At 25.2% G+C, this 20857-nt stretch carries 23 protein-coding genes and 2 tRNA genes; 8 read left to right on the top strand and 17 right to left on the bottom strand.

The window, feature by feature from the left end:
* Positions 1–53 precede the first annotated feature (53 nt).
* From HU701_RS02245 to HU701_RS02225, 5 genes are all read right to left on the bottom strand, one after another.
* Positions 54–127: transfer RNA gene (locus HU701_RS02245), tRNA-Arg, on the bottom strand.
* Positions 128–137: 10 nt separating this feature from the next.
* Positions 138–227, bottom strand: a tRNA-Ser gene (locus HU701_RS02240).
* Between the two features lie 127 nt (positions 228–354).
* Complete coding sequence (csrA, locus tag HU701_RS02235; protein ID WP_158346546.1) at positions 355–537, bottom strand: carbon storage regulator CsrA; 183 nt, start codon at positions 535–537, stop codon at positions 355–357.
* Positions 538–712: 175 nt separating this feature from the next.
* A complete protein-coding gene (gene alaS, locus HU701_RS02230) occupies positions 713–3367 on the bottom strand; it encodes an alanine--tRNA ligase (RefSeq protein ID WP_158346544.1) in 2655 nt (884 codons plus the stop codon).
* A gap of 97 nt (positions 3368–3464) precedes the next feature.
* Complete coding sequence (locus tag HU701_RS02225) at positions 3465–4199, bottom strand: outer membrane protein assembly factor BamD (protein ID WP_178919294.1); 735 nt, start codon at positions 4197–4199, stop codon at positions 3465–3467.
* A gap of 127 nt (positions 4200–4326) precedes the next feature.
* Between HU701_RS02225 and rluD the strand changes: the two genes are divergently transcribed.
* A complete protein-coding gene (gene rluD / locus HU701_RS02220; RefSeq protein ID WP_178919292.1) occupies positions 4327–5277 on the top strand; it encodes a 23S rRNA pseudouridine(1911/1915/1917) synthase RluD in 951 nt (316 codons plus the stop codon).
* Positions 5278–5384: 107 nt separating this feature from the next.
* Entirely contained in the window at positions 5385–5678 is a 294-nt protein-coding gene (gene fis, locus HU701_RS02215; RefSeq protein ID WP_158346540.1) for a DNA-binding transcriptional regulator Fis, read from the top strand.
* 77 nt (positions 5679–5755) lie between these two features.
* On the opposite strand, the gene aroQ is transcribed toward fis, so the two are convergent.
* Positions 5756–6211, bottom strand: coding sequence for a type II 3-dehydroquinate dehydratase (gene aroQ, locus HU701_RS02210; RefSeq protein WP_158346538.1), 456 nt, complete (start codon positions 6209–6211; stop codon positions 5756–5758).
* Between the two features lie 164 nt (positions 6212–6375).
* On the opposite strand from aroQ, the gene tldD reads away from it, so the two are divergent.
* Complete coding sequence (gene tldD / locus HU701_RS02205) at positions 6376–7830, top strand: metalloprotease TldD (protein WP_178919290.1); 1455 nt, start codon at positions 6376–6378, stop codon at positions 7828–7830.
* 78 nt (positions 7831–7908) lie between these two features.
* Here the strand turns inward: tldD and rplS are convergent, their stop codons facing one another.
* The 6 genes from rplS to HU701_RS02175 all read right to left on the bottom strand — a co-directional run bounded on the left by rplS (position 7909) and on the right by HU701_RS02175 (position 12534).
* Complete coding sequence (rplS, locus tag HU701_RS02200; RefSeq protein WP_178919288.1) at positions 7909–8256, bottom strand: 50S ribosomal protein L19; 348 nt, start codon at positions 8254–8256, stop codon at positions 7909–7911.
* Positions 8257–8295: 39 nt separating this feature from the next.
* Positions 8296–9057, bottom strand: coding sequence for a tRNA (guanosine(37)-N1)-methyltransferase TrmD (gene trmD / locus HU701_RS02195; protein ID WP_178919505.1), 762 nt, complete (start codon positions 9055–9057; stop codon positions 8296–8298).
* Positions 9058–9071: 14 nt separating this feature from the next.
* The gene (rimM, locus tag HU701_RS02190; RefSeq protein ID WP_248594373.1) at positions 9072–9521 is read right to left on the bottom strand and encodes a ribosome maturation factor RimM; all 450 of its coding nucleotides are present in this window, start codon (positions 9519–9521) and stop codon (positions 9072–9074) included.
* A 74-nt stretch (positions 9522–9595) separates the two neighbouring features.
* On the bottom strand, positions 9596–9853 hold the full coding sequence (rpsP, locus tag HU701_RS02185) for a 30S ribosomal protein S16 (RefSeq protein ID WP_158346530.1): 258 nt from the start codon (positions 9851–9853) through the stop codon (positions 9596–9598).
* A 70-nt stretch (positions 9854–9923) separates the two neighbouring features.
* The gene (gene ffh, locus HU701_RS02180) at positions 9924–11276 is read right to left on the bottom strand and encodes a signal recognition particle protein (protein ID WP_158346527.1); all 1353 of its coding nucleotides are present in this window, start codon (positions 11274–11276) and stop codon (positions 9924–9926) included.
* Positions 11277–11388: 112 nt separating this feature from the next.
* The gene (locus tag HU701_RS02175) at positions 11389–12534 is read right to left on the bottom strand and encodes a chorismate mutase (protein ID WP_158346526.1); all 1146 of its coding nucleotides are present in this window, start codon (positions 12532–12534) and stop codon (positions 11389–11391) included.
* 289 nt (positions 12535–12823) lie between these two features.
* On the opposite strand from HU701_RS02175, the gene rplM reads away from it, so the two are divergent.
* Both rplM and rpsI read left to right on the top strand, forming a co-directional pair.
* Positions 12824–13252 carry a 50S ribosomal protein L13 gene (rplM, locus tag HU701_RS02170; RefSeq protein WP_158346524.1) on the top strand — a complete coding sequence of 143 codons (429 nt, stop codon included), beginning with the start codon at positions 12824–12826 and terminating at the stop codon, positions 13250–13252.
* A gap of 19 nt (positions 13253–13271) precedes the next feature.
* Complete coding sequence (gene rpsI / locus HU701_RS02165) at positions 13272–13664, top strand: 30S ribosomal protein S9 (RefSeq protein ID WP_158346522.1); 393 nt, start codon at positions 13272–13274, stop codon at positions 13662–13664.
* Positions 13665–13782: 118 nt separating this feature from the next.
* On the opposite strand, the gene cgtA is transcribed toward rpsI, so the two are convergent.
* The 5 genes from cgtA to HU701_RS02140 form a co-directional block, all read right to left on the bottom strand.
* Positions 13783–14784 carry an Obg family GTPase CgtA gene (gene cgtA / locus HU701_RS02160; protein ID WP_158346520.1) on the bottom strand — a complete coding sequence of 334 codons (1002 nt, stop codon included), beginning with the start codon at positions 14782–14784 and terminating at the stop codon, positions 13783–13785.
* Between the two features lie 100 nt (positions 14785–14884).
* Positions 14885–15139 (bottom strand): 50S ribosomal protein L27, encoded by a 255-nt coding sequence (rpmA, locus tag HU701_RS02155; RefSeq protein WP_158346517.1) that lies wholly within the window; start codon positions 15137–15139, stop codon positions 14885–14887.
* A 1-nt stretch (position 15140) separates the two neighbouring features.
* The gene (gene rplU / locus HU701_RS02150) at positions 15141–15461 is read right to left on the bottom strand and encodes a 50S ribosomal protein L21 (RefSeq protein WP_178919286.1); all 321 of its coding nucleotides are present in this window, start codon (positions 15459–15461) and stop codon (positions 15141–15143) included.
* Positions 15462–15545: 84 nt separating this feature from the next.
* Positions 15546–16799: a UDP-N-acetylglucosamine 1-carboxyvinyltransferase gene (gene murA, locus HU701_RS02145; protein WP_178919283.1), complete on the bottom strand. Its 1254-nt coding sequence runs from the start codon at positions 16797–16799 to the stop codon at positions 15546–15548.
* Between the two features lie 32 nt (positions 16800–16831).
* Positions 16832–17083, bottom strand: coding sequence for a BolA family protein (locus tag HU701_RS02140; RefSeq protein WP_158346512.1), 252 nt, complete (start codon positions 17081–17083; stop codon positions 16832–16834).
* Between the two features lie 515 nt (positions 17084–17598).
* On the opposite strand from HU701_RS02140, the gene greA reads away from it, so the two are divergent.
* The 3 genes from greA (at position 17599) to ftsH (ending at position 20669) form a co-directional block, all read left to right on the top strand.
* Positions 17599–18078, top strand: coding sequence for a transcription elongation factor GreA (gene greA, locus HU701_RS02135; protein WP_158346510.1), 480 nt, complete (start codon positions 17599–17601; stop codon positions 18076–18078).
* Positions 18079–18141: 63 nt separating this feature from the next.
* Positions 18142–18762 carry a 23S rRNA (uridine(2552)-2'-O)-methyltransferase RlmE gene (rlmE, locus tag HU701_RS02130; RefSeq protein WP_178919281.1) on the top strand — a complete coding sequence of 207 codons (621 nt, stop codon included), beginning with the start codon at positions 18142–18144 and terminating at the stop codon, positions 18760–18762.
* Positions 18763–18842: 80 nt separating this feature from the next.
* Complete coding sequence (gene ftsH, locus HU701_RS02125) at positions 18843–20669, top strand: ATP-dependent zinc metalloprotease FtsH (protein ID WP_178919279.1); 1827 nt, start codon at positions 18843–18845, stop codon at positions 20667–20669.
* Positions 20670–20857 lie beyond the last annotated feature (188 nt).

The following is a 20857-nucleotide window of genomic DNA, read 5'->3' as shown; positions in this document are numbered from 1 at the left end:
TAATTTTTTTAAAAAAAATTTTATCAAGGACAATAAATTCTTGGTTAGATTTTTGCATCCGGAAGGATTCGAACCTCCGACCGCTCGGTTCGTAGCCGAGTACTCTATCCAACTGAGCTACGGATGCAATTTTATATCGGTGAAAGAGGGATTTGAACCCTCGATGCAGAGTTTTTCTGCATACTCCCTTAGCAGGGGAGCGCCTTAAACCACTCGGCCATTTCACCTATTTTTTATTACTTTAATTTTACTTTTTTTTAAGTATAAGTCAATTTTTTTTTAAACAAATAAAAACTAAAAAATTAGAATACAAAATGCATCTTACTTAATGTTAGTAAGATGCAATATTTAATATTAATCTTTTTGTTGTTTTTTTTCAGCTTGAATACGTTGATATATCTCTTCACGATGTACCGAAATTTCTTTAGGAGCATTTACACCTATACGAACTTGATTGCCTTTTACCCCTAGTACTGTTACAGTTATTTCATCGCCAATTATCAATGTTTCGCCAACTCGGCGAGTTAGAATAAGCATTCTTTGTTCCTTGAAATAAAAGAGTTCATCCTATCTGATTCCTTTGGTTAAATGATATAGAAATAAATTTAAACTATAAAATATTAAAATAATATAATTTAATATCACATTAACATAGATTACGTTATTAAATATTAATGTATTTTAGATTAAATATGTTGATTTTTTAATACAATTATTCATGAATATTATCTTTTTTATTTTCTAACTTTGAATAAATCCATGATTTAATAATTTTTAAAATTTTAGATAAATTTATTACATTAGAACTAACGCTTTCAGCAATTTCGTTTTTTCCTCCTCCTTTTCCATTAGTGTGCTTAATAAAAATTTTAATAATTTCCAACGCAGTTAGATAGTTAGTTAAATCCTTAGTTACTCCAGCAATTATGTTAAAATAATTATTATTTTTATTTATAAGAACAATGATAATACTTGGAAAATCTTTTTTTAATTGATCGATTATCAATTTTAATGAATTATAATCATAATTATTAAATACATTAATTAATAATTTTACTCCTTTTATTTTTTCAATATTGCTAATAATTTTTTTAATTTGATATTTATTTTCTTTTTCCTGAAAAATATGTACTTGTGTTTTTAAATTTTTAACTTGTATTATTAATTTATTTATTTTTTCTTTAAAGTTAGTGCTTTTAGTTTTTAAAATGTTTGATATGTTTTCTATTTCACTTTCTTGATTATGTAAAAATTGTAATGCTTGAGATTGTGTTAGAGCTTCTATTCTTTTAATTCCAGATGATATACTTGATTGCGCTATTATCTTAAACAATCCAATATTTCCAGTTCTGTTAGTATGTGTACCTCCACAGAGTTCTGTAGAAAAATTTTTAATAGATACTACTCGAACAATAGAATCATATTTATTTTCGAATAGTGCCATTGCTTTTTTATTTTTTGCTTCTTCTAAACTGCAATATTGCACTTTAATTGAATTGTTTTTATATATTTCTGTATTAATAACATTTTCAATTTTTTGTATGTTAGATAAGCTGATAATTTTAGGATAAGAAAAATCAAATCTTAAACGTGTATTAGTAATTAAAGAACCTTTTTGCGTTACTATATTGCCCAAAACTTTTCGTAATGCAGCATGAAGTAAATGAGTAGCGGAATGATTTATTTCAATTTGATTTCTATAAAATTTATCAATTTTAGTATATAAAAAATTATTTATTTCAAATGAACCTGTAATTACTTTCCCGATATGTCCAATTGTATTTCCATATTTTTTTGTATTTTCAACTATAAAACGTGATTTCTTATAATATAATTGACCAATGTCACCTATTTGTCCTCCGGATTCTGGGTAAAAACATGTTTTATCAAGAAAAATAGTTCCTTCTTCACCTTCTGAAATTAATGAAACTATTTTTTTTTTGACATAAATATATTTGATTGATGATTTAATTGTATTTTTTTTGTAACCCTCAAAGTTACAAGTATCATTAATGTTGATTATATTATTAAAATTTTTATAAAATTTATTTCCTATGTTTGATTGTTTTTTTTGCTTTTCTTTTTCTAAATAATAACTATTAAGATCTACTTTTATTCCTTTCTCACGACAAATGTCTGATGCTAAATCTGCAGGGAATCCAAATGTATCATAAAGATAGAAAATAGTTTTTCCAGAAATTTCTTGATTGGATATTTTTTTTATTTCTATATTTAGTATTTTCAATCCTTTCTCGAGAGTTTCAGAAAATTGCGTTTCTTCTATTTTTAATATTTCTTTAATTTTTTTTTCTTTTCCTTTTAAAAAATTAAAATTTTCAGTTATATTTTCGATTAAGTTCGGAACAATTTTATAAAAAGAATTTTTTTTTATTCCAATTTTATAAGCATGTCTTAACATTCTTCTAATAATTCTTCTTAAAATATATCCTCGGTGTTCATTTGATGGGGATATATTCTCATAAATAAGAAATATGCAAGATCTAATATGATCTGAAATTATTTTTAAAGATATATTATTTAAGTTAGTTATTTTACTGAAACAAGAAATTTGTTTAATTAATTTTTTAAAGATATCAATTTTATAATTTGATTTTACGTTCTGCAAAACAGAAGAAATTCTTTCTAAACCCATTCCTGTATCTATAGATTTATATTTTAAAGGAATTATTTTTGTTGAAGAAATACGGTTATATTCTATGAAAACAATATTCCAGATTTCAATAAAATTTTCGTTTTTATTTTCTAGGAATTTAGAAAAATCATCATTTTTTTTTGTATCATAATTGTAAAATATTTCAGTACATGGACCACACGGCCCGGTTTCCCCCATTTGCCAAAAATTTTCAGAATTGTATTTGGAGTTATTTTTATCGCCTACTTTAATGATATGATTAGGAGAAACTTTAACAATATTAAGCCATATTTTATATGTTTCTTCATCATTCTTATACACTGAAACCCATAGTTTATTTTTGTCGATGTTAAACCATTTTTTAGATGTTAATAATTCCCATGCATATATGATTGCTTCTTTTTTAAAATAATCATTAAAACTAAAATTACCGAGCATTTCAAAAAACGTATGATGTCTTTCGGTATATCCTACATTTTCTAAATCATTATGTTTTCCTCCTGTTCTTAAACAATGTTGCGAAGTAGCGACACGAGAATATTTTTTTTTTTTAGGATCTAAAAAGAAATCTTTAAATTGATTCATTCCTGCATTAGTGAATAGTAATGTAGAATCATTTTTTGGGATTAAAGAACTACTTGGTAGAATAGTATGTCCTTTTTTTTGAAAAAATTGTAAAAATTTTTGTCGTATTTCATTTGTTGTATTTTTCATATTTTTTAATTTTTTAAAAATAATATTTATGCTATTAAAATATTTAATAATTTATTATGAATTAAAAATATTTTATATTATATTTAATAAAAAAATTTTAAACTTTATTTAGTAAAATAACTTTAGATATTTTTTTAGCAGTATTAAACATTTTTAATTCAATGAAAGATTGTCTAATATAATTTAAAACTTCTCTTGCAGAAAAAGTTTCTGGATATTTTTTAAGTATTTCCTCGCCTCGGTTAATAACTGCTATATATTCTTTACGATTAAAATAGTATTTTAATATTTCAAAATCATAATTTAATAAGCGTTGTTTTAAAGCAAATAAATCTTTTTTTACATTAATAATATAAATGCTTTCAGGGTAATGATATAAAAAGTTTTTTAATTCAAAGAAAGCTTTTTTTGCATAAATAGGATCACTTTTATAACTTTTTATATTTAAAATTTTTGAAAAAATATTTTTGTCAAGCGATATATTTATTAAGCTCTTGATATAAAAAATATAATCAATATTTGTATGTTTTGGGTATAGTTTTATAAATTCATTTATATTTTTTTGTGCCATATTAAAATTTTCAACTTTATAATAAGCATAAATTAAATTAATCTGAATTTTATCTAAGTAAAAATTAGAAATATTTTTTTTTTTCATGCTTTCTAAATGTAATATTGCGCTATCAAATTTATTTTCTTTCAGTTCTTTTTTGCAATATTCATAAAATATTTTTTCTTGAATAAATTTTTTTTGTTGTATATTGTGTGAATACGCTAAAGAATATGTAAACAGCAGTATAAAAATAATTAAAATATTTTTTTTAAGCATCATAATATGTTTTCTGTAATTTAATGAAATTATTAATAGTATTTATTATATTAATATATATTAGAATATCATATTCTATAAAAATTAAAGATTTAGATTAAATATATTTTTAAAAAATAAGGGTTTTATATTGAAAAAAAAAGAAATAAGTGGACTAGCGCCTTATTCTTCAGTTTTAGGAAAGAGATTAGATCAAACTATTTCTAAATTATTTCCACAGTATTCTCGTTCTTGCCTTAAGAACTGGATTCTTATGAATCTTGTATATGTTAATGGTAAAATAGAGAAAAATCCTGATAAAAAAATATTAGGAGGTGAAATAATTACTATTTATCCAATTGCTAAAAAAATTCGATCTAATTTACCAGAAAAAATTTCTTTAAATATTATATATGAAGATAATAATTTGTTAGTTATCAATAAATCCCCTGGTTTAGTTGTGCATCCTGGATCCGGAAATGATACTGGTACAGTTTTGAATGGATTATTATATCATTATAAAAATAGCAAATATTTACCTCGTTGCGGAATTGTTCACCGATTAGATAAAAATACAAGTGGCTTGATGGTTATAGCAAAAACAGTTTTTGCGTATTATTATTTAGTGCAATTGTTAAAAGATAAAAAAATAATTCGAGAATATCAGGCTATTGTTAAAGGAAATATGATTTCTGGAGGGATTATTAATTGCCCTATAATGCGGAATCCTAAACAAAGAATATCTATGATAGTACATTCATCAGGAAAACCTGCTGTCACGCATTATAAAATAATTCAGCGTTTTAAATTTTATACACATCTTTTATTAAGATTAGAAACAGGTCGAACTCATCAAATTCGAACACATATGTTACATATTAATTATCCTTTATTAGGAGATCCATTATATAACGGGATTAACTATTCTAATAATTATCTAGAAAAAAAGTGTTTTTATGCAAATAAAACTTTTTCTCGTCAAGCACTACATGCTCATTATATTGAATTTTTAAATCCTGTTACTAAAAATGTGATGAATTTTAAAATTGATTTGCCTCAAGATATGAAAGATCTCATTTTAGATTTAGAAAAAGAGCTATAAAATTTTTATATAATAAAATATATTATTTTTTGTAGAATATATTGAAATTTTTTTAATAATTTTAACTTCATTTGAAATATACAAAAGATTAAAGAGTTGATAATTTTATGTCAGAAAATTTAATAGATACAAAATTTTTAGTAAATTATACTAAAGATAATCAAAATATAAAAAAACCTTTACGTTTATTAATTAAAAAGTCTTTAGAAAATTATTTATTAAATTTAGATAATACTAAATATATCAATAATTTATATCCATTAATATTATCTGAATTAGAACAACCATTGTTAGATGTAATGATGCAGTATACACGTGGAAACCAAACAAAAGCTGCTTTAATGATGGGTATAAATCGAAGCACGTTACGAAAAAAATTAAAAAAGTATGGTATGAATTAATTTTCTTTATAAGTTTTATATTAAATTGCACTTTCTATACATTCAAAATAAAGAAGGTGCAAAATTAGAATAAAATTTTATTTTTTTATTGAGCATCTTTTAGATATTGTTTTTAATGCCCAATAATAACCCTCTAAACCTAACCCTGTAATCACGCCTTGCGATATATCCGAAAACCATGAATGAGAACGAAAGTTTTCTCTGCTATAAATATTAGAAATATGAATTTCAATAAATGGAATAGAAACAGCAATCAACGCGTCTCTTATTGCTATACTAGTATGTGTAAAAGCAGCTGGATTAATTATAATATAATTAATATTATTTTTTTGAGCAGAGTGTATTGTTTCAATTAATTTATGTTCTGCGTTAGATTGTGTATGACTTAACGATATATTTAACTTTTCTGATTTTTTTATCAATTTTTTTATTAAATCTGTTAAAGTTTCGTATCCATATAGATTGGGTTCTCTAGTTCCTAAAAGATTTAGATTTGGACCATTTATTAGTAAAACATTTATTTTTTTTTTCATTTTTAACTCGATGAAATAATTAAACTAATTTAGAATTTTAATCTTACATTTTATAACAAACTTTTAAGATTATATATAATATTTTTATAAAAAATATTTTTTATTTTTTGTTTTTATATTTTATAATGAAAATATAAAAATATTTTAAATATAAGTGAGTTCAAATGACATTGGAATTAGTTAGTGAATCATTGTTGACTTCAAATAAATTAAATCGTCAGGATCTTTTTGAGATATTAGAAGATATATCTAATCATGGTTTAGATTATGGAGATTTGTATTTTCAATCACGTATTTGTGAATCTTGGATTTTAGAAAATCGCATTATTAAAGAAGGATTTTGTCATTTCGATCAAGGCGTTGGTATCAGAGCCATTTCTGGAGAAAAGACAGGATTTTCATATACAGATGAAATATCCATAGAAGCTGTTAGAAAAAGCGCTAAAATAGCAAAAAATATAATTAATGCAAAAGAGAAACAAATAAAACTAAAAACTTTTATGGATCAAAAGAAAAGTTCTTTTTATGATATTTTAAATCCGTTAAAAAAATTTACTTCTAGTGAAAAAATTAATCTACTTCACAGGGTAGATCATGTTGCTAGACAATCTGATAGTCGTGTAGTCCAAGTAAATGCTTCTTTAAGCGGATCTTATGAGAAAATTTTGGTTGTTTCTACTGACGGAAATTTATCTACAGATATACGACCATTGGTTGAGTTTACAGTGAGTGTGTTAGTTGAAGAACGTGGGAAAATAGAGCGAGGAAGAAGTGGGGGAGGTAGTCGTACTAATTATAATTTTTTCTTGAAAAAAGATGATTTTTTTGAAGAAATGAGAATTGATTATTGGACTAAAGAAGCTGTTCGTATAGCTCTATTAAATTTATCTTCAAAAGAAGCTCCATCTGGAACTTTTCCAGTTGTTTTAGGATCTGGATGGCCTGGTGTTTTATTGCATGAAGCTGTAGGACATGGTTTAGAAGGTGATTTTAATAGAAAAGGAACATCCGTGTTTACGAATATGATCGGAAAAAAAGTTGCTTCAGAATTGTGTACTATCATTGATGATGGAACAATAAAAAATCAACGCGGATCGTTAAACATTGATGATGAAGGAGTCGTTGGACAGTATAATGTATTAATTGAAAATGGGATTTTAAAAAAATACATGCAAGATAAACTTAACGCTCGTTTAATGGGTACGGAATCTACTGGTAATGGGCGTCGACAATCTTATTCCCACTTACCAATGCCAAGAATGACAAATACATATATGTTGGCTGGAACATCTAAAATAGAAGATATTATTAAAAGCATTGATTATGGAATATATGCTGTAAATTTTTCAGGTGGTCAAGTAGATATAACTTCTGGACAATTTGTTTTTTCAACATCAGAAGCTTTTTTAGTAAAACAAGGAAAAATTTTAACTCCTATTAAAAATACTACACTAATAGGATCTGGCCTAGAAGTTATGAAAAAAATATCCATGGTGGGTAATGATTTAAAAATGGATCAAGGTATGGGTATGTGCGGTAAAGAAGGTCAAAATATTCCAGTAGGTATAGGCCAGCCCTCTGTTAAAGTAGATCAATTAACTATAGGTGGAACTATTTAGAATTTTACAAAAATATGTAAGCATTAACTAGTGCAGTCAAGAATGACGTCGTGACTGCATATTAATTATATTAAAAATTTACTTAATTTTTTCTCTAATTCTAGCAGATTTTCCAGTGCGTGTTCTAAGATAATACAATTTTGCTTTTCTGACTAATCCTTTTCTTTTAACAATAATATCATCAATGTTATAAGAATGAGTTTGAAAAACTCGTTCTACCGCTTCTCCATTTGAAAATTTACGTATAGTAAAAGATGAATTTAAAGATCGATTTTTTATTGCAATTATTACACCTTCGAAAGATTGTAAGCGTTTTTTAGCTCCTTCAATTACCCATACTTTTACCTCTAGCGTATCGCCAGGACGGAAATTAGGTATATTTTTTTTTAATTGTTCTTCTTCTATTTTTTTGATTATATTTGTCATTTTTACCTCTAAAAAAATTATTATGAATTAATAATATTTTTATTTTTTATTTTTTTTATATGCATTTAAAATAATTTTTTCTTCTTTTTGTAAAGTTTTTTTTTCTAATAGATCTGGTCGTTTTTCTAAAGTAATTTCTATAGATTTTTTTAATCGCCATGAACGAATTTTATCGTGATCACCAGAAAGTAATATTTCTGGAACTGTCATATTGTAAATCTTTCTTGGTCTAGTGTAATTTGGATAATCGAGTAAATTATCGTAAAAAGATTCTCTTTCTAGTGATTTTTTTGTTTTAATCACACCAGGGATAAATCTGGAAATAGAATCTATGATCACCATCGCCGCAAGTTCTCCACCAGTTAAAATATAGTCACCTATTGACCATTCTTCATCTATTAAAGAATCAATGATTCTCTGGTCTATGCCTTCATATCTTCCGCACACAAAAATAATTTTTTTCTTTTGAATTAGCTGAAAAATATTGCTTTGATTTAATTTCACTCCTTGTGGAGATAAATAAATAACTGTTGCATCTTGTAATAAGGATTTTGCATGTTTAATTGATAAATATAATGGTTGAAAAGTCATTAACATACCTGGTCCTCCTCCATAAGGACGATCGTCTACAGATTTATATTTATGTTTAGTAAAATCTCTTGGATTTAATAAACTAAGCTTAATAATTTTTTTTTGAATCGCTTTTCCAGTTACTCCATAATTTGAAATCGAAGTAAACATTTCTGGAAATATAGTAATGATATAAAATGATATTAATGTTTGATTATCTTTTTTTTTGATGGATATATCATATTTTAATTCCATTGAACTGTTATGATTTTATTTTTAATATCTATATATTTTACTACTTTTTCAGTAATAAATGGAATCATGATTGTTTTATTGTTTCTTTTTAATTTATTTTTTACAAGAATAGTATCATTATATTTGTTGCTTATTAAATCAATTACTATGCCTAAATATTTATTTTTCACACTAAACACTTTACATTTTATAATATCATCCCAATAATATTCGTTTTTTTTAAGTTTTGGCAGTTGAACTCGATCAATAAAAATATCAGTATTAGTCCATGCGCTCGCTACTGATCTATCTATAACGTTATTAATTTGAATAATAAAACGATTATTATACTTTTTCCAACTTTTTAATTGAATAGTTTCCCATTTTTTATTTTTTAAAATAAACCATGGAAGATAACTAAATATTTTTTCTTTATCTTCTGTAAAAGAAAAAAAATTTATCCAACCTAATATTCCATAAACTCTTCCAATCTTTCCAACTAAAATAGGATTAATGAGTTTATCTGATTTGATATTTATAATTTTTCCTTATTTTTTTCAAATAATTGAATTAGTTTTTTTGATCGATCTGAAAGATGTGCTCCATTTTTTTTCCAATATATAATGCGATTAATATTTATTTTTAGAGAAGTAGCTGTATCTTTTGATAATGGATTAAAGTAGCCTAATTGTTCAATGAAACGACCATCTCTAGAAAACCGACTATCTGCTACTACTATTTTGTAAAAAGGACGTTTTTTATTTCCATATCGAGCTAATCGAATTTTTACCATTTTTTTTCCTTAAATTTTTTGATAATAATATTTTTCGTTGAATTAATTAATATAGTTATTTTAATATATTTTAAAACCTTGTAGGTAATATATTTTTGATATTTCGTATAATTTTACTAATTCCATTGTTTTTAATTTTTTTCATAATTTTTCTTATATTGTCAAAATTTTTTAATAATTTATTAACATCTTGAATTTTAGTTCCAGATCCTAAAGAAATTCTACGTTTACGAGAGCCTTTTATGATATCTGGATTGTTTCTTTCTTTGGGTGTCATTGAATAAATTATTGCTTCTATTTTATTTAAATTATTTTCCTCATCGTTTAATAATGAATGATTATGCATTGCTTTATTGTTGGCAAGTTTATCTATAAAATAATTTAATCCCCCTATTTTCCTCATTTCTTTTATTTGAATTAAAAAATCATTTAAATTAAAATCATCACCTTTTTTTAATTTTTTAGTCAAATCTTTAACATGAGATTGATTGATTTTTTCTTCAATATCTTTAATAATAGATACAACTTTGTTCATTCCTAAAATTTTATCGGCTATACGTTCTGGTTGAAACATTTCTAAATTTTCTATTTTTTCCCCGGTTCCTATAAATTTAATGGGTTTTTTAGTAATATAACGCATTGATAATGCAATTCCACTTCTAGCATCACTATCAGTTTTAGTTAATATAATACCTGATATAGATAAATATTTACTGAAATTTTTTGCCATGTTAACTGCATCTTGACCCATCATTGAATCAACTATTAATAATGTTTCGATAGGTTTAGAAAAATTTTGTATTTCTTGTATTTCGTTCATCATTATTTCATCAATATGCATACGTCCAGCTGTATCTATTAACAAAATATCGTACAATTTTAATTCAGCATATTTAATTGCTTTTTCTGTTATATGAATTGGTTTTTGATGAGTATCAGGTGCATAAAAGCTTACATTAATTTGGTTGGATAGAATTTCCAATTGTTTGATTGCAGCGGCGCGATAAATATCAATAGATGTTATGAGTATTTTTTTTTTATATTTATCTTGTATCCATTTAGCTATTTTCGCTGTAGTTGTTGTTTTGCCAACTCCTTGCAAACCGACTATTAATATCACTGCTGGTGGGCAAATAGATAAATTTAAATCGTTATTTTGTTCGCCCATAGCTAAAATTAATTCATTTCGTACAATTTTTATAAATTCTTGACCAGGAGTAAGACTTTTATTGATTTCGTAACCAATTGATTTTTTTGTAACATTATTTATAAATGTTTTTATTACTGATAATGCAACATCAGCTTCTAGTAGTGCTTTTCTTACTTCTCTTATTGTATCTTTAATGTTACTTTCTGTTAGCCTTCCTCTATTAATAATGTTGCGAAAACTTTTTGAGAGGCGTTCAGTCAAGCTACTAAACATATTTCTTACTCTTTAATAAATTAATGTTGAATGATTTAAAATGTGACTATTAAAAAGATTTTAATTAATTTTTAAAATATTTTTAATTGGTAAATATTTAAGAACATTTTAATTAAAAAGGTGTTTTATTTTCACTAGGATAACAACCTAATATTTTAATAAATTTGCTAATTCTTTGGATTTTATTAAAAATTTCTTGTATTGTATTGCATGATATTTTTTTTTCAATATCAAGATAAAATATTTTTTCTTTTTTATTAATATCATAAAAAGTTAATATTTTTACAATTATTTTTTTTTGTTCTAAACTGAAAATAATTTTAGAAATTTCTTCTGTTTCTTTTTTTAAAATAAATATTATTGTAGTTTTCAATTGTTGATCTGAATTAATTTTAAAAGGCTTTTTTGATAAACAAATAAATCTAGTTATATTATTTTTTATATTTGATATATTTTTGCATAAAATTTTTAATTTATAAATTTTACTTCCTATTTCACTTCCTAAAACAGCATTAGTTTTTTCATTGCCTTGAATAATTTTTTTCATTGCGTCAGTTGTACTATTAGTATATTCAATCTTCCAATTTGGAAATTGGTTAATAAAATTACTACATTGTTTAAATGGTTGGGAATGACTGTATATTTTTTTAATAGTATTAAGTTCAATTTTTTCTATTGCTAATAAACAATGATTTATATCAACATAAATTTCTCCCACAATAAATAAATTTATATTTTTTAAAATGTTAAATATTTCATTGATAGGACCAGAGCAACTATTTTCTATTGGTAAGATAGCATAATGTGATTCATTATTTTTTACTGATTGAATAACTTCTTCAAAATTTGAGCATTTTCTTCTAATAATTTTTTTTATATTATGTTTTCCATATTTAGATGCAGCAAGATGTGAATAAGATCCTTCGGAACCAAGAAAAGAAATAACAGTTTTATTTTCATTTTTTTGATTTTTAAATTCTTCTAATAAGGTTTTTTGAGTAAGTACAGATTCTTCAATAATTAACGTAAATAAACGTTTTATGTAATTAGTATTTAAATTTTTTTTTCTTCCTAAATTAGCTAAATTAGATAATAAATTTTTTTCGCGATTTATATCGCGTATCGGTTGATTATTTTGTATTTTAGACTTAGCAATGTCTAATACTAATTTTTTTCTTTTTTCAAGTAATATAACTATTTTTTTATCAATATTGTTAATTTTATGACGAAAATTTAATAAATCATTTTTAGACAACATAACGTATTTTACCTATTTTTACCTATTAAAATATCTAATATGTTTTATATTAAAATTAAAATAAAATATTTTTACTGAATTATTATTATTTTTTTGATATAAAAATAATAATCAAACATATAATATACTATTTTTTTATCTAAAAAATGTGTTGTTTTTTAAAAAGAATATTAAATATTTTTTTAAAAATATTTCAATAGGCATGATAGATGATAATATACTTACTGTACCTTGTTAATTTTAATAACAGTATTTTTAGATATATTATTTTTTATAAGTGAGTTATTTAATGAAAACTTTTTCAATTAAAGAAAAAAACATCAAGAGAGATTGGTTTTATGTTGATGCTACTAATAAAGTACTTGGAAGGCTCGCCAGTGCTTTATCCTTGCGTCTTAGAGGCAAGCATAAAGCTCAATATACGCCACATCTTGATGTTGGAGACTATATTATAGTTTTAAATGCTTCTAAAGTATTAGTTACAGGAAAAAAGAAAAGTAAAAAACTGTATTATCATCATACAGGTTATATTGGTGGAATAAAAAAACTTACATTTGAAGAAGTTATGTCAAAAAATCCTGAAAAAATTATTACAATAGCAGTGAAAGGAATGCTTCCGAAAGGACCTTTAGGGCGATTGATGCTAAAAAAATTAAAAGTTTTTTCCGATGAAAAACATAATCATATAGCACAATGTCCTCAATTTTTAAATATTTAATAGAGTGATACTAAAATACATGATGAAAATTCAAAATTATGGAACTGGACGTCGAAAAAGTTCTTCTGCTAGAGTATTTTTAAGGCCGGGAACAGGGAAAATAGTTGTAAATAAACGTTTATTAAATAATTATTTTGGCCGAGAAACTTCCTGTATGATTGTTCGTCAACCTTTAGAATTAATAGAGATGATAAACAATTTTGATTTTTATATTACAGTAAAAGGTGGAGGAATTTCTGGACAAGCTGGTGCAATTAGACAAGGTATTACTCGTGCTTTAATGAATTATAATCCATTATTACGTAGTGAATTGAGAAAGTCTGGATTTGTTACACGTGATTCACGACAAGTAGAGCGTAAAAAAGTAGGTTTTCGTAAATCTAGAAAAAGAATACAATTTTCTAAACGTTAAAATTAAATAATAACACTTATTTTAAAGAACTTGGTTTTTTGTAATAAACCGAGTTCTTTTATTACTTTTTTCATAATTTTACGCTTTTTTTTGTAAAAAACTAAAAATTAAATAAATTTTATTTTTTTAAATAATCTAGAATATCGGAACATAATTTTTTTATTCCTGTTTTTTGTAAAGAAGAAATAAAATAATATGGTTCTTTTATGTTTAAATCGTTTTTTATTCTTTTTACAAACGTATTAATTTGTGAGGTTTTCATCAAATCAATTTTATTAAAAATTAAGAGTCTTGGTTTGTTATATAATTTCGTACTATACTGTTTTAATTCATATAATACGTATTTAATATTTTCTATTGGATCAGAATAGTCTAAAGGAAGCAAATCAACGATATGAAGTAATATTTTGCATCTTTCTAAGTGTTTTAAGAAATGGATTCCTAATCCTTTTCCTTTAGATGCACCTTGAATTATACCTGGAATATCTGCTATTATAAATTTTTCATTGTTAATTTTAACACTACCTAAAATTGGATTTAGTGTAGTGAATGGATAATCTGAAATTTTTGTTTTAGCACCAGATATATTTTTTACTAAAGTTGATTTTCCAGCGTTTGGCATTCCTAATGTGCCTACATCTGCTATTAATAATAATTCTAATTGTATATGTCTTTTTTCTCCTATTAGTCCTAGCGTTCTTTGTTGTGGTGTCCTATTAATTGAAGATTTAAATCTAAAATTACCTAACCCATGCCAGCCTCCTTTTGCAATAAGTATTTTTTGTCTATCTTTAATTAAATCATATATTATTTCACGTGTTTGATAGTTAATGATCTTAGTTCCAACCGGGACATATATAGTAATATCATTTCCTTTTTTTCCAGAGCAGTTTCTTTTTAATCCATTTGTGCCGTGTTCTGCTTGGAATTTTTTTTTAAATCTAAAATCTATAAGAGTATTTAAGTTATTGTTTGATTTTATCCAAACATTACCACCATCTCCGCCATCTCCACCATCTGGACCTCCTTTAGGAATATATTTTTCTCGTCTGAAATGAACACATCCATTTCCTCCGTTCCCTCCAATGACTTCTATAACAGTTTGGTCGATGAATTTCATATAAATCCCTTGTTTTTGAAAAATTATAATTTTAACAAATATTTTTTATAAAAAATAAGACCCCCCTCAGAAAAGGGGTGTTGTAAAACAGCAATTTTTATCAGTTAATAATATTAATATATGTTCTTTTTTTTACTCCTTTTTTTTTAAATTCTATTTTTCCTTTAACAATGGCAAAAATAGTATGATCTTTTCCACAACCTGTATTTTTTCCAGGGTGAAATTTAGTCCCTCTTTGCCTTACAATAATACTTCCTGCAGATACTAATTCGCCACCAAAATGTTTTACACCTAATCGTTGAGCATGAGAATCTCTTCCGTTCCTCGTGGAACCACCAGCTTTTTTATGTGCCATTTTATTTCTCTATATGGTTAATATCTATAATTTTTACACTAGTAAAATGTTGACGATGTCCTTGCTGTTTTTTATAATGTTTACGACGATTGAATTTTATTACTTTAATCTTTTTAGATCTCCCATGATTTTCGACAAATGCCTTCACTTTGACGCCATTTAAAAAAGGATTTCCTATTTCTATTTTATTTTTGTTTGAAATCATTAAAATATTTTCAAATTCTACTGTTGATCCAGTTAGACAATTTAATTTTTCTATATGAATCACTTGATTTTTTTTAACTCGATATTGTTTTCCACCACTTAAAAAAACTGCATACATGTAATACTCCAATTATTTTTCTATTTGTTTTTAATTAATAAAATATTAATAATTCCTTTTATAATTCAGGAAATTAAAATATTATTATATATGTTTAATATTAGCACCTAATTTATTTAATTTTTTTATAAACGACTCATATCCTCTTTTAACATGATGAATATTATTTACTACTGTAATTCCTTTTGCAACACAACCTGCTAAAATTAATGTAGCTGAACCTCTTAAATCGTTAGAAAAAAGATGATTAGAAGATAATTGTGAAACGCCTTTACAAACGACATGATTTTTTTTAATTTTTATTTTAGCACCCATTCGAATTAACTCGTGTATATAGGCGAAACGATTTTCAAATATGTTTTCAATAATAATACTTTTTCCTTGAGAAATGCTATTCAATAAAGTAAATTGTGGTTGCATATCAGTTGGAAAGCCCGGATACGGAGATGTTGAAATATTTACTGCTCTTGGTCTTTTTTCTTTCATATCTAATTTAATCCAATCCTTTCCAATTTTTATATTGGCACCACTTTCAGATAGTTTTGTTAGCACATTGGTTAAATATTTTGGTTCAGTTTTACTACATATAATAAATCCTTTAGAAATTGCAGCGGCTATCAAAAAAGTTCCTGTTTCAATTCTATCTGGTATGACTTTATGATATCCTCCATGTAAATTAGAAATACCTACGATATATATTTTATCACTTCCTGCTCCAGTAATATTAGCACCTAAAGTATTTAAAAATTTTGCAACATCAATAATTTCAGGTTCTTGAGCAGCATTTTCTATAATTGTTAAACCCTCTGCTAACGTTGCAGCGCTCATAATGGTAATAGTTGCTCCAACACTAATTTTTTCTATATAAATATTCTTTCCTTTAAGAGGTTTTTGAGCAAATGCAATGATATAATTATCTTTTTTTACAATTTTCACCCCTAATGCTATCAATCCTTTTAAATGAAGATCGATAGGCCTACAACCTATATCGCATCCTCCTGGAAAAAATATCTTAGCTTTACCGAAACGTATCAAAAGAGGACTTAACATCCAAATAGATGCTCTTATTTTTTTTGTTAGATGATATGGTGGGTAATAAACATTAATACTACTTGTATCAATATACAAAATTTTATTTTTGCTTTTTATTTTCGCTCCTAAATATTTAAGTAGTTTTATTGCTATTTTAATATCTGTAACTTGTGGAACGTTATTTATTTCAATTTTTTCTTTTGCTAATATTGTCATAAATAAGATAGGTAGAGCAGCATTTTTAGCACCAGAAATTAAAACATGACCGTTTAATTTTTTATCACCTTCTATATATAGTTTGTTCATTCATTATTAAATCTCTATTAATTTTAAAATATTTAACTAAGATTTTTTTGTTTTTTTTTCCACTCTTCTGTTGTATATGTTGTAATAGACAAAGCATGGATTTTTTTTTCTGTAATCATGCTAATTAAAGGCGCGTAAATTATTTGTTGTCTTTTTACTTGACTAATACCTTTGAATATATCTCCTACTGCAATTATTTTAATGTGATTATTATCTCCTGTAGCATATATTTTTTCTAAATTTAATTTTTTATTTAATATAGATATTATTTTTTCATTATTCATTTTAAATATACTTTAATTTAATTTTGTTGGAATATAAAAATTTAAAAATGTTGTATGTCTAAATATATTTTAAAATTTTTGTATGAATTACTTCATGATAGATTAATAAATAGCTTTTCCTCGAGAAATTGAAATTTTTGATAAATTTTATTTTTTACATTAAGATAGATACATCTATTTGATAGATAATATTTTTTATTAAAAAGATGTATATTTTAAAAAAATCATGAATTTTAACCTATAATAACTTAATAGGAAATAATTTAAATATTATCTAGTATTCAACAAGTAATATTAAAATTTTTAATTTTTACTTTATTAGATTTTATCAACGATAAATTAATATTACTAATTTTCTTTATTAAAATATATGAATAATTTAATTTTTTAAAAATATTTAATTAAAATTCAATCTTTTTTAAAATATATTTTATTTTAAAAAATAAAATAAAATTTTTTAGTGTTTTTAAATGAATATTTTTATATTCTTGAAGAAAAAAAATGAGGTATGTTAGATGGTTAATTTAATCCCAATGACTATTAAAGGTGCTAAAAAACTTCGTCAAGAACTTGAACAACTAAAAAATAAAAAACGTCCTCGTATTATTATCGATATAGCAAAAGCTAGGGAACATGGTGATTTAAAAGAGAATGCTGAATATCATTCAGCTCGTGAAGAGCAGAGTTTTTGCGAAGGACGAATTAAAGAAATAGAATTGAAATTATCTAATTGTCAAATTATAGATATTACGAAAATACCTAACGATGGCAGAGTTGTATTTGGATCTACAGTAACTATTTTAAATATAAAAAATAATGAAATATTCACTTATCAAATTGTTGGCGATGATGAATCTGATTTTAAAAAAAATTTAATTTCAATTAATTCACCAATGTCAAGAGGTTTAATTGGTAAAAAAATTAATAACATTGCGACTATATTAACGCCTTCTGGTAGTGTTAAATATAAAATTTTAAAAATAGATTATATTTAAACGTCATTTATTTAAATTAAAACAATTTAATTGATTATCAATGTTACGAAAGAATTTAAAAATATGATTACTAATAATAAATCAAATAGTTCTAAGCGTTGGTTATCAGAACATTTTCAAGATTTATACGTTAAAAAAGCAAAGGAAAATAAAATTCGATCTAGATCTTGGTTTAAATTAAAAGAAATAGATAAGGATAACAAATTATTTCAACTTGGAATGAATATTATTGATTTAGGTTCAGCTCCAGGAGGCTGGTCGCAATATGCAATTAATAAGGTTGGAAAAAAAGGATCTGTCATAGCATGTGATATATTGCCTATGAAAAAAATAAGAGGAGTAAAATTTTTTCAAGGAGATTTTTGTAATACACATACATTAAATTCTATATTAAAAAATATATCTAACCATACTTTTAATATAGTTATGTCTGATATGGCACCTAATATTACAGGTTGCTGGTCTATTGATATGCCTCGTATCATAGAAATGTGTAAAATAGCTCTGAAAATATCTAAATATTTGTTATCAAAACATGGCGTTTTCCTAGTAAAATCTTTTCAAGGAGAAGGTTTAAATGAATTTTTCGAAGAAATTAAAATGTTATTTTCAAAAGTTAAAATTTGTAAACCAAAAAGTTCTCGGCCAAGATCGCGAGAAATATTTATTCTAGCTACTAGATAAAAATATTATTTTATTAATAAAATTTTAAATCTATGATGTTTTTTAAATAGATGTAATGAGAGGTTGTTCCCTTGAGTGACATGGTTAAAAACCTGATATTTTGGTTAGTAATTACAGTAATTTTAATGTCTGTTTTTCAAAACTTTAATGCTAGTGATTCTAATAATCATAGGATTGATTATTCTACTTTTTTATCAGAAGTTAACCAAGATCAGATTCGTGAAGTATATATTAATGGCAGGATTATTAGCGTTACTAAAAAAGATAGTAATAAATATACCACTTATATTCCAATGAATGATCCTAAGTTGTTAGACAATCTAATAACAAAAAATGTTAAAGTTATTGGAGAGGTTCCGGAAGAACCAAGTATTTTATTTTCCATATTTATTTCATGGTTTCCCATGTTATTGCTTATTGGTGTTTGGATTTTTTTTATGCGTCAAATGCAAATGGGAGGCGGAAAAGGAGCCATGTCTTTTGGTAAAAGCAAGGCTAGAATGCTATCAGAAGATGAAATTAAAATTACTTTTGATGATGTTGCAGGATGCGATGAAGCTAAAGAAGAAGTCAGTGAATTAGTTGAATATTTAAAAGAACCTAGTCGATTTCAAAAATTAGGAGGGAAAATACCTAAAGGTGTTCTTATGGTTGGACCACCTGGCACTGGAAAAACATTACTTGCAAAAGCAGTTGCAGGAGAAGCAAAAGTTCCTTTTTTTACTATATCTGGTTCAGATTTTGTTGAAATGTTTGTTGGAGTAGGGGCATCTAGAGTGAGAGATATGTTTGAACATTCTAGAAAAAATGCTCCATGTATCATATTTATTGATGAAATTGATGCAGTAGGTCGTCAAAGAGGAGCCGGCTTAGGTGGTGGGCATGATGAAAGAGAGCAAACACTTAATCAAATGTTAGTAGAAATGGATGGTTTTGATGGAAACGAAGGTGTAATTTTAATAGCTGCTACTAATAGACCTGATGTTTTAGATCCAGCTTTATTGCGTCCAGGTCGATTTGATCGTCAAGTCATCGTTGCACTTCCAGATATACGTGGAAGAGAACAAATTTTAAAGATTCATATGCGTAAAGTTCCTTTATCTAAAGATGTTGATCCAATAATTATTGCTCGTGGAACGCCAGGTTTTTCAGGGGCAGATTTAGCTAATTTAGTGAATGAAGCGGCACTATTTTCAGCTCGTTTAAATAATCGTGTTGTTTCTATGGCTGAATTTGAAAAAGCAAAAGATAAAATTATGATGGGATCTGAACGCAAATCAATGGTAATGAGTGATTTTCAAAAAGAATCTACTGCATATCATGAAGCTGGTCATGTTATTGTTGGAAAATTAGTTCCAGATCATGATCCCGCTCATAAAGTTACAATTATTCCTAGAGGTCAAGCACTAGGTGTTACTTTTTTTTTACCAGAATCAGACACATTTAGTATTAGTAGGCAAAAATTAGAAAGTCAAATATCAACTTTATACGGCGGTCGCTTGGCAGAAGAAATTATTTATGGTTCTAAAAAAGTGTCTACTGGTGCTTTTAATGATATTAAAGTAGCTACAAATTTAGCAAGAAATATGGTAACTCAGTGGGGTTTTTCAGATAAATTAGGTCCTCTTTTATATGCAGAAGAAGAAGGAGAAGTTTTTTTGGGTCGCACAGTAGCAAAAGCAAAACATATGTCTGATGAAACTGCCAGAATTATCGATGAAGAAGTGAAATTATTAATAGAAGTAAATTATAATCGAGCTAAAAATATTTTAAATGAAAATATTGATATTTTACATTCTATGAAAGATGCGTTAATAAAATACGAAACTATTGATTCCTTTCAAATCGATGATTTAATGGCAAGAAGAGAGGTTAGACAGCCAAAAGACTGGACTGAAAATAAATAAAAATTGAAATATATTATTAACGTGATAGTTGAATTCAAATAATATTATTGCATGAAATATTCAGTACATATTAAGCTATCTAATATGTCATAACTGAATTAGTTAATGTTATATTTCAATAACTATTGAAATAAGATGAAGTGATATACATGATTATAACTTCATCTTGTTTTTAAAAAAATGTAATT

This window comes from Buchnera aphidicola (Aphis gossypii), from assembly GCF_013394915.1.
Taxonomy (GTDB): Bacteria; Pseudomonadota; Gammaproteobacteria; order Enterobacterales; family Enterobacteriaceae; genus Buchnera; species Buchnera aphidicola_AZ.
This window is presented reverse-complemented; position numbering and strand designations above follow the sequence as displayed.

Coding starts and splice junctions, on each gene's coding strand:
- tldD (WP_178919290.1), top strand. CDS start 6,376: ATGACATTGGAATTAGTTAGTGAATCATTGTTGACTTCAAATAAATTA.
- rplS (WP_178919288.1), bottom strand. CDS start 8,256: ATGACAAATATAATCAAAAAAATAGAAGAAGAACAATTAAAAAAAAAT.
- csrA (WP_158346546.1), bottom strand. CDS start 537: ATGCTTATTCTAACTCGCCGAGTTGGCGAAACATTGATAATTGGCGAT.
- rplM (WP_158346524.1), top strand. CDS start 12,824: ATGAAAACTTTTTCAATTAAAGAAAAAAACATCAAGAGAGATTGGTTT.
- rlmE (WP_178919281.1), top strand. CDS start 18,142: ATGATTACTAATAATAAATCAAATAGTTCTAAGCGTTGGTTATCAGAA.
- rpmA (WP_158346517.1), bottom strand. CDS start 15,139: ATGGCACATAAAAAAGCTGGTGGTTCCACGAGGAACGGAAGAGATTCT.
- greA (WP_158346510.1), top strand. CDS start 17,599: ATGGTTAATTTAATCCCAATGACTATTAAAGGTGCTAAAAAACTTCGT.
- HU701_RS02225 (WP_178919294.1), bottom strand. CDS start 4,199: ATGATGCTTAAAAAAAATATTTTAATTATTTTTATACTGCTGTTTACA.
- cgtA (WP_158346520.1), bottom strand. CDS start 14,784: ATGAAATTCATCGACCAAACTGTTATAGAAGTCATTGGAGGGAACGGA.
- ffh (WP_158346527.1), bottom strand. CDS start 11,276: ATGTTTAGTAGCTTGACTGAACGCCTCTCAAAAAGTTTTCGCAACATT.
- rpsP (WP_158346530.1), bottom strand. CDS start 9,853: ATGGTAAAAATTCGATTAGCTCGATATGGAAATAAAAAACGTCCTTTT.
- alaS (WP_158346544.1), bottom strand. CDS start 3,367: ATGAAAAATACAACAAATGAAATACGACAAAAATTTTTACAATTTTTT.
- aroQ (WP_158346538.1), bottom strand. CDS start 6,211: ATGAAAAAAAAAATAAATGTTTTACTAATAAATGGTCCAAATCTAAAT.
- rpsI (WP_158346522.1), top strand. CDS start 13,272: ATGATGAAAATTCAAAATTATGGAACTGGACGTCGAAAAAGTTCTTCT.
- murA (WP_178919283.1), bottom strand. CDS start 16,799: ATGAACAAACTATATATAGAAGGTGATAAAAAATTAAACGGTCATGTT.
- HU701_RS02175 (WP_158346526.1), bottom strand. CDS start 12,534: ATGTTGTCTAAAAATGATTTATTAAATTTTCGTCATAAAATTAACAAT.
- ftsH (WP_178919279.1), top strand. CDS start 18,843: ATGGTTAAAAACCTGATATTTTGGTTAGTAATTACAGTAATTTTAATG.
- rplU (WP_178919286.1), bottom strand. CDS start 15,461: ATGTATGCAGTTTTTTTAAGTGGTGGAAAACAATATCGAGTTAAAAAA.
- HU701_RS02140 (WP_158346512.1), bottom strand. CDS start 17,083: ATGAATAATGAAAAAATAATATCTATATTAAATAAAAAATTAAATTTA.
- fis (WP_158346540.1), top strand. CDS start 5,385: ATGTCAGAAAATTTAATAGATACAAAATTTTTAGTAAATTATACTAAA.